Source organism: Pseudomonas sp. TWP3-1 (assembly GCF_049896625.1).
Taxonomy (GTDB): Bacteria; Pseudomonadota; Gammaproteobacteria; order Pseudomonadales; family Pseudomonadaceae; genus Aquipseudomonas.
Window position 1 is genome coordinate 106858 of record NZ_JAFCUQ010000020.1, and the last position, 9222, is coordinate 116079.

Genomic DNA, 9222 nt, shown 5'->3' on the forward strand with positions numbered 1-9222 from the left:
GCTCCAGCGTTTTCGGCGTCTAGGTACTGGCCGTTTGCGTTGCGGTTTGTTCGCCGATCATGCGCAAGGCCTTGCTGTACACCAGCCCGGCGCGAACCATGCTGTCGTAATCAAGCCGTCGGAACAGGTCGTCGCCCTCTTCGATCAGCCTTTGGATGTATTGCAGAAAAATTGCGATCATGAAGTGGATCGGGGCGCAATAACCGATGGCGTTCGGATCGTCCGTCGCCAACTGCTCAGATGCGCAATCGAGATCCTCGATTTTCAACGGACGGCAGCGCCAGTAACGCGGCCTTGCAAGCAGCGAGCGGTCACCGCCCCGTTTCACCTCTGCCGGTGCCAGCGGATCGAAAATATACCCAATCCAGTTCTGGGCTTCCTGGTAACGACCTTCTGCTGTCAGACGCGAGGACACCATGTGCGGCAAATGAAAAAACAGTTCCCAGAAATACCGGCCGTTGCAACCGTCAAACGGGCCATTACGTTCGAGGGTACCGTCCGGCAGGGGATGTTCCGGTGTGTGCTGAGTGTCCAAATCCAGTAACGCGCCCATCGATATCGCTGCGCGACTGGTGAGAACGGCACCGATCTGGGAATTCAGGCGCAGATGCTTGAGCGCCTGAGTGCTGTCGTTGAAGCTGAGAAATTGCGCACCTTGAGTATTGGTTTCGCCGATGGTCGGGGTCAGGTAGGTTTTCGGCCGGCCTTTCAGCGTCACATTGAACGTCAGAGTGTTGCCATCCGCGATGAAATCCACCGGGTAGGGAATGTCAACGGTATAAGCAGGGCTCGGGTAAGTGACCCAGGGTGTTGCCACGTTCCCGTCCAGGGGAGCAGTGAATGTCGTCGGGAGCGGGTGTTCAGGAGACGCATTCGTCCAGCCGATGCTGAACGGCACCGCCTTATAAAGAATTTTCTGTGCAATCAGGTTGTCGTGGTTGACGACCGCATCACCGAGCGGGTCGACGGAAAAACCGGCGCCGGCGCGAATCTCCTCCGCGGTTCTTGCTAACAGATATTGCACTGCAGCGTCAGTAAGGTCTGCACCAGCTTGCGCCTCCCAGACCCGGCTGCCTGTCGATGTCTCCTTGAAATCAGCAATGGCGATAGTCTTGATGACGATGTAGTCGGTTTTGCCCTGGGGCAGGCGTACGGTATGAGCCTTGCCTGGTTCGCGCCGCGTCGTCAGGCTGATCGTGATTTGCTTGTCACCGGCGTATTGAATACTGACATCGGTAGAGGTGAGAGCATGACGCGCTTGCCACTTGATCGACAAACGCTGCAAAACCCGTGCGGTTTCCTCTACCGCAGTGCACCTTCCGCGAATTCGCAGCACATCTGACATCCTGCCGTCCGCCAGCTGTTCGTGGCTGAAGACGGCGTCAACCGACTGACTTTTGCCGATCGTGTCGACAGGAGGGATCGCGGGGACAATTTCGATTTTTGGATAATCGTCGGGCACCACTTTCTGTTGCACAGCGTTGCGGTTCTTGAAACGTGCCCACGCCATCAGCAACGAGATGGAAATGTCTTCCTCGACCTCTCGCCCCAAATGATCGAGCACTTTATGAATTTCCACCCCGCCCGGTGCACCACTCCCGTCAGCACTGAGACGGTCGGTATAAAACACCCGCAGCCGATCATCGCGCGGACTGCCATCACCATCAGAGACAGCCATCAGCCGACCATTCGAAACGTCCGATTCAAACTGTTGACTGTGCAGCTCCCGCGCGTTGGACCATATGTTGTCTACCGACTTGAACGCCAGTTTGATCTTCAATGTCCAGGCTGACTGCACCACACCATTGCCATCAACCTGACGATCAATCCATTCACACCAGACCAATGCCACCTGGCCAAGCCATATCACACAGCGGATGTCGATAACCTTGCCAGCGGTGTTGATGTTGCAGTGTTCCCATTCGTCCCAGTGCGCCGGGTTGAGCTTTGTGCTGTGTTCGTCCACCTCGACCTTGACCTTGCGCAGGTAATAATCGACCGGCTGCGAGCGACTTCTTGCGACCAGGTAGTAAGGCGCATCGCGGTTTGCAGTGCCGTCGATGTAAGCGCTCAACACCTCCAGATTGCTGAGTTTTTCGAAGCTGCCGATATAGGTCAGCACCGCATTTTGTACCGAGGCATCCGTCAGGCGCCTCTGCATCAACTCGCCTTCCATTGTTCGAAACAGCTGGGTCTTGTTCAGACGCAATGCCGGCTCGATGTAATTGGACGCATGGTCCTTGAGTAGCACATTGGCCGACCACGAACTGTAATCGCTCAGGATCGTCCACCAGTAATTTCGATCGTCGGAATTGAAATGGACGTTTGCGTATCCGCTCTCCAGGCCGGTGAGAGCGCCATGGATATACCGCTGCAGAGTGCGCACCGTCGCGGACACCTCGGAGGCCCGCGTCTGCGCCGTGTCCTCAACGTCAGTCAGCAGCCTGTCGCTCAACGCTTGCGTGGTAGGAGCAGCGATGTAGCCGGGCGCCATCTGATTGGCCACTACCACGTTGACCATTACCCTCAAATATCTTTCCTTCAACGAAAAACTACCGGACGTAGGCATTGTTTTCTCCCTGGCGCGTAATGGTGATTCGACCGCAGGTGCGGTGAGCAATGGGTCAACTCAAGATTTTTTCGGTGTGCGACGCGTGAGCGGTCGCTTTCTCAGGCTTCCTGGAAGCACCAGGGGGAGGGGTAGCGGATCGGCATGCAAACTGATCTGGAAATCGCCGTTGCGCACGTCACCCGTCACGAGGTTCATGACGTGAGGTTTGGCTTGATCGTAAGCAAAGCGCTGGGCCATTGGCGGATTGAAGACCATGGCCAGTGCTTTGGTTGAGTACTGGGAACTCCATCCCCCAGCGCCGATACTTTCATGGAGATAGGCGGCATCATCGGGCGTGAATTCAATCCGGTATTGCATGCCTCGGAGCAGATCGAGGCGACCCGGCCCGAGAGGCAGGATCTGCATACGGTCCTCGCCACCGCCGGGTCTCAAAGTGAACAGATTGACGGTCCATCCAAAGGCTTTGATGGCTTCAACCGTGAAGGTTTTCACCTCGGTCGGATGATATTGAAGGGTCGCGGTCAAGGTGTACGTACCGACCGCTTTCGCCTCGAATGGATAGACCGAACGACCTTGCTTATCGGTGAGGACGGTCTCGATGACACCGGGACGTGAATCGTCTTCCCACTTGACCGGATAATGCTCGATGAGGGTGCCATCCGGACCAGACTTATTCGCCACATCCAGCCACACAAGGGTTCGGCTTGCACCGATTACCGCAATCGGCGGTTTAGCCAGGAAAGCGTTGATCACTGCGTGGTCGAACACCTCGACAGTGAGTTCGACGCGGGGATCCCTACCCAATATGGCGAAGATTGTCAGCGGGCCGGCTACAGGGCTGGACACGGTAAACAAGGAGACCCCTGCTGGATCGGTGGGCACATCTTCTGCCGTCGTCGCAGGCTCCGTCCACCATGAAACCACCGCACGCTCCACAGGCTCCCCATCGAGACCGGCTACCTTGCACCTCACCAGCAACTTTTCGCCAGCCATCGCCACGGTGGTAACAAATGGGATACCAGCAATCTGTGGTGTGTCCTTGAACGTGAGCTCATCAGCAAAGCTCATGACATGGGAGCCATCGATCAGGCCGACGGAATACTCGGCTGTGCCCGCAGACAGGCTTGATACCCACACGGAACTTATCCCATCCTTGTCCGTGACCGTCTGGCGTGGGCGTATTTCCCCGCGCGTGGTCCGCCACTCCACCGGAAAATTGCTGACCAGGTTGTTGTAACCGTCGTTTAACTGGGCGAACAACCTGATTTCTTCCAACTTGCCTGCACGAAGCGGTGGAATTGTCTTGAGTCTCGAGCTGCGCTCGGGGTCGAATCTCAGGGAATCCATATCAGGACCGATTGTTACCGTGGGACCGTGCACCGGATCGCTGAGCAGCAGGTTGTAAAACACATGGGCCGCGCCCATCGTTTTCCCGGCGTGCAAATGCGCGACCGCCCGCCCCTGGTCATCTGTCTTGACTTCGGGGGTGAGGATGACGCCCAGATCGGTATTGAACTGAATCGGCACGCCCTTGAGGGGACGGCCGTTGAAGTCGCGTAAGTGCAGCTCAAATTCTGCGACCTCCAAGGGCATTTTGGCGATCAGATACCGGTTGTCGACCTTGCACACCGTTGTGTAGCTCTGGCCAGCCTCGCCCGTTTCCGGTTGCGTTTTCGACTCAGTGAAACGCTGGTAGCTTTCCAGCGAATGCTTCGCGGCATTTGCGTATTGCGCCTGGCTATCCAGCGAATTCAGATTGCCAAGGCTGACCGAAGCCGTGGCATCCAGTCCCTTGCTCGCCAGATCAAGCGTGCGCAGCAACACATCAAGTTCTCGTAGCGTTTGCAGCAGTGGCAACTGGTCGCTGTCCTGGACGTCGCCCTTGAGATGGCGCACAACTGTCAGCACGTGCGTGATGCCGCAGCCGAAGAACCGCGCGAGTTTGTCGGCAGCCGCATCGCGCACCAGTCGGCGCGCATCTTCGCTCAGGCCCGGATCGATAAGATTAACCGCAGCGAGATAGTCGAGCAGCTTTTCTTCGGATTCCCCGGCCTGCTCCACCATACGACCGAACAGCGCCAGGTAATAAAGGCTGTTGATCGAGATTTCGTGGCGACTATCCAGGCTGAACCACTGATAGTTTTCGCCTGCCAGGACCATTTCCAACAGCGTTGGACTCAGGTTGAGCCTGTCGGCGATCCGCGCGCGGCGCTCGACTTCGCCAAGCATTCGCAGGAACTGATCCGGTTCGTCCATCGCCGCCCTGACGGTCCAGCGCTCGCGCGCTTCCGGCATGCTCAGCGCCTGTGCCAAAAACCTGTAGGGGTGTCCCTCAGCCCAGGTCAGGACCTCACCGGTCAGAAGTGAATTGATACCCAGATAGTGCGCCAGGTTTTCTTTAACCAGTGCGCGTTGTTCATCCCGGCAACGCAGAACAATCGATAGCAGCAGCGCCGTCAAAGCTTCCCTGCTCGCCGTAGTCACGGGATCAGGATCCGGATAAATCTCGTATGCAATGGCGGCGCATTTTTCACCGGCGTACGCCTGATATTGCTCTTCGGTCTGGTCGTACTCGCCTCTCACCACCCCGTCATCGTCCACCAGCTCCTCCAGCAGCGGTATCCATTCGATGAGTTGTTCGGTTTTGGGGTGACGTGCGGGTGCGCCTGCGGCCAGCAGTGTTGCCGATTGCAGCAGCACCGACTGTGCCTGGCTCGCCAACTGCCGGAGAAACTGGTCCTGTTTTTCGGTCCATACGGTGGGGACAACAAGCGGATTGATGTTCTGCACCAACCACAACGCCGACAAACCGTAGTCACTGGCCCACTGTGCGCAGGTCATCAGCGCATCAATTGCGCTCAACACATCCGCACCGTTCGTGGTACCCGCATTGGACACCACCGGCTCCGCCGCCAGTTGAACCGTCAGGCCCAGGGTTTGCGCCAGCGCCGTGTATTCGATCGGTGTCAGGCCGCTGATGCGAGCCAGCCACACCAGCCGCCACAACGCCGTGAGCGTAGGCAGATCGCAATCCAGGGAAGTCGTTTTTCCTTTGGCCTCGGCGATGATGGTGCTCAGATAGCGGTAGGTTTCACCGTTGATAGCGAGCGCCGAGCGGATCAGGTTCACCATGTGCTGCTCATCGGCGGTGACCGGAATAATTGCCAACTGGCGACCATTGATGATCAGGGCGTCATCAACGAGTGGGTCTTTGTTGTAAACCTGATCAAAGAACGGGCGTTCTCCATTCTGGCCATAGACCGACAGCACATCCACCAGCGCGGCGCACTCGTCGGCGGTGCAACCGTGAGTATTGATCAGCTCCCAGAACAGTCCCAGGCAGCTCAGGGTGCCGGGGCGGATCCACAGGGACGAACTGGCCCCGCCGCGGTGCTCGGCATTCATCGCGGCAATCAGCATCTTGTCCACCTCATGACTGCGTGATTGCATGATCTCATCCAGACGCAGCTTGCGCTGGATACGATCGGTTCGATTTTCAAGCCGAGTCGCCGGGGCCTCACCGATATTCGTCAGCAAATGCTGTTCATCGATCACTGCGGTTTGGTGCGCGATCGCCGGTTTCTCTCCGCCATTGATGTAACGTGCCCCGGCTGTCTCACCGGTCAGTAGCTCGCCAGGGCTGCCAATCGAGGGGACGTTAGCCGACCGTTTTGGCTGAAATCTACCCCACGCCAACGCTCGGTCCACCCCCTCTTGATCGAGGCTCGTGGCCCCCTTGAACAGCCACAAGCGTTGCAGGCTCGGCAGAGCGATGATGAACTTGCCATAGTGATCCGGATAAAAGTTGTCGAGCGCTTTTTGCGGATCCGCATCAATGCACCCCGTGCGCGGATCGACCCTTTGCAAAGACCTCTGCGCCCGATCAGCGGTCAATGGAAACACTGGGCTTCCCAGCTGTATTGCTGTGGCTTCCGGGCCCATTTTCAGGGTCAGTTGCCAGGCCATGTGGTCACGTGCCCCCCGTCCACCCGGACGCGTGAAATAAGGGAAATCGGCGTCCAGCCAGCGAACGATTGTGCCTAGCGAGCCGTTTTCCACCACTTGGGCCACGACATGCCATATCTCGATCGCATCCACCTCGTAGGGCATGCTCATGCCCACACGTGTCAGCCCGAGAAACTCCTTGAGCGTGGAATACTGCTCGGGCAGTTGGCTCTTGAGGATCTCTTCAAGTATCCCGGTGTGGATGTCGACGCGGGACTTCACCTCGTTGATCGCCGCAGTATCAATCAACAGCCGATCAACATCTGGCCGGCGCTCCTCCAGCGTAATGGCGCCATCACCTTTGTGGGACTCGATCGAGTCACGTAAAAATTCACGCAGGCTGAGCAGATAAGCGGTGGTCGAGGCTTTGTGCTCGGGGCTGCCTTGTGGCGCCGCCTTGTGGACAGTGGGGTTGAACATCTGATCGTAGGTCGGCAGCGTTCCCACCAGTGTTTCGCTCGATTGCGGCGCCGCACGCAGTTCCTGCTGGCGGTACATCCGGGTGATCTTCAGCGCCAGCGCTCTGCCACGGGTCAACAGGGTCCTGGCTTGCGCGGGCGTCAGATTGAATTTCTGCAGCTCGATTTCGCTGAGCTTGATCACGTCGAACACGCTGGGAGATGTTTTGAGATAGTCATCCAGCTTGCGCGGCACCGTCAGGCGTTTTTTGCCTTGCAACAATACAGCCCTGACCAATTGATCAACGGCTCTCTTCTGCGATGCTTTCATTCAGACACTTCCTCTTGAACGCAAAACAAAGGCCACGGACGCGAGCCTGGGCGTTTGTCGTTTCACGTTGATTTAGCGCTGATTTTCAGAAGGGGGCTACTGTCAGATCTGACAGGTTTTATGACCGCTGGTCGGGTTTTTATTATTTGATGGTCACGCCCGAGCAAAAAAAAGGCCCTCGAGGGAGGGCCTGTTATCGGAGGACTCGATGGTCAGCCGAAGTTGTGTATGCTGACTGCTAACACTGATGCCATCCACCCCGACTCCACTGTGCCATGCACCGTCTTTCCGTTGAATATGAATTCACCGAGCGGCAAGTTATACAACTTTATCGTCCAGACTCCGTCTTTATCGGCGATACCGGTTCCGATTACGGTAGGAATTCCGTGTTTATAAAGATTAACCCTGGCGCCCGGCATAGCCTTGCCTTCCAGTACGAGATTATGCGGAACGTCACCATCTAGAGGGATGTTGGTAATGAGCGGGGGCAGCGGTTGGGGCCCGATCTTGAAGTCGACCCAAAAGCCGGACCCAGCGGAGCCGCCATCGAGTTCGTGGTGCGCCGAAAGCTTGTGAGCTCCCGCCGCCAGAACTCTGTCGCAGCGGGTTTCCCATTGGCCGTCGGCCTTCACACGCGTCTCGGCAATGATGGTTTGGGCGTTATCGAGATAGACTTTAATCAAAGCACCGGGAAAGCCTCTACCGGCAAGCTTCGGGTTTGGCTCCAGTAACGTGACCGTATCGTGTAGGGGTTCACTGATCACCGGTGTCCCAAGACGCCCCTTCACATCGACAACGTTCACCGTGAGCGCTCCTGGCAGCGTCCATTCGGAATTAGCACCATCGCGAACTTGCAGCGTCTCAAATATTATCGTCCCTAGCGGGAGTACCGTTGTCAGGCTCCCCTCCCAGGTTCCGTTACGCCCCACCAAGAACGTGCCTAATGGAGAGTTTCCAGCTCCGGACTTGTAGACATGAACCACAGCACCCGACAGTCCTCTACCGGAGATCGCTGGTGACAGGCTTACATCCTGCCCTCTGCGCGGGAAATTGGCAGTGGGTGCAGTGAATTTGCTGGATACAGGCCTGACCTCAAAATACTCACTCCTGCGCCACTCGGAGTGTTGACCGGCCAACGTATCGCGCGCCTGCATCCAATTCGCCCCAGCCGGCAACGCCACTGTGCTTTGCACCTCCCAACGGCCATCGGCGTCGGCCACGGTTGTCGCCAGCACGCTCGCGCCGTTGAACCACTGAGCAACGGTAACCGTCGATCCTGCTCTGGCCAGTCCTTTGCAAATCGGCTTGGTGCCAGTCCTGTCGCCGGCCTGAGGTTCGGTGAAGTGGGGGGCGGTGGTGTAGAGCAATTTCGGTGTGATCTGGTCAGCCAATGCAGAATCCAGCCCCGCACCGGCTCGGGCGAAAGCGGTGATCTTGTCGGTCGCGACCATATTGTGTTGCAACCGCGTCGCCCACTGACCGAACGCATTCACTGGCACGGGAGTAAAGTTGTGATTCGCCCCCACCCGCTTGAGGATGACATTGTCGCCCGGGAACGCACCCGCCCCTGAGAACCACATCTGAGCACTGATGTTTTGACCGTTCTGAGGCGCATCGAATATCAGTTTCTCGGGGACCACCGTCACGGTGCGAGTAATCGCTTCGCTCTGATGAGCGTCCTGCCGAACGAGAACATCTATCTTTTGATCACGCCCCACGTCCAGCTTTATCCCCTTCGCCATCCAGGTTCCATTGGTAATTCGAATATCTTTGGCAAGCAGCGTGTTCCCGCGCCAGAACTCGATAGAATCGCCAAGCGCAGTCGTTGAGCCGCTGAAATCCGATGTACGCGTGGTCGTGCCGCCCTCTGCCGGCACAGTGATGGTCGCTATCGGTACGCCAAACTTCACCACCAC

3 protein-coding genes are annotated in these 9222 nt (G+C 57.4%); all 3 read right to left on the reverse strand.

What is annotated here, in order from left to right:
• Positions 1-19: 19 nt before the first annotated feature.
• Positions 20-2569 carry a neuraminidase-like domain-containing protein gene (locus ACP7BN_RS23425; RefSeq protein WP_426206288.1) on the reverse strand — a complete coding sequence of 850 codons (2550 nt, stop codon included), beginning with the start codon at positions 2567-2569 and terminating at the stop codon, positions 20-22.
• Positions 2570-2629: 60 nt separating this feature from the next.
• A complete protein-coding gene (locus ACP7BN_RS23430; RefSeq protein WP_426206289.1) occupies positions 2630-7306 on the reverse strand; it encodes a Tc toxin subunit A in 4677 nt (1558 codons plus the stop codon).
• A 212-nt stretch (positions 7307-7518) separates the two neighbouring features.
• On the reverse strand, positions 7519-9222 hold a 1704-nt coding region (locus tag ACP7BN_RS23435; RefSeq protein WP_426206290.1), incomplete at its 5' end, for a hypothetical protein.

What these genes read in the sequence shown, in the direction of transcription:
- ACP7BN_RS23425 (WP_426206288.1), bottom strand. Translation starts at nt 2,569, where the DNA reads ATGCCTACGTCCGGTAGTTTTTCGTTGAAGGAAAGATATTTGAGGGTA.
- ACP7BN_RS23430 (WP_426206289.1), bottom strand. Translation starts at nt 7,306, where the DNA reads ATGAAAGCATCGCAGAAGAGAGCCGTTGATCAATTGGTCAGGGCTGTA.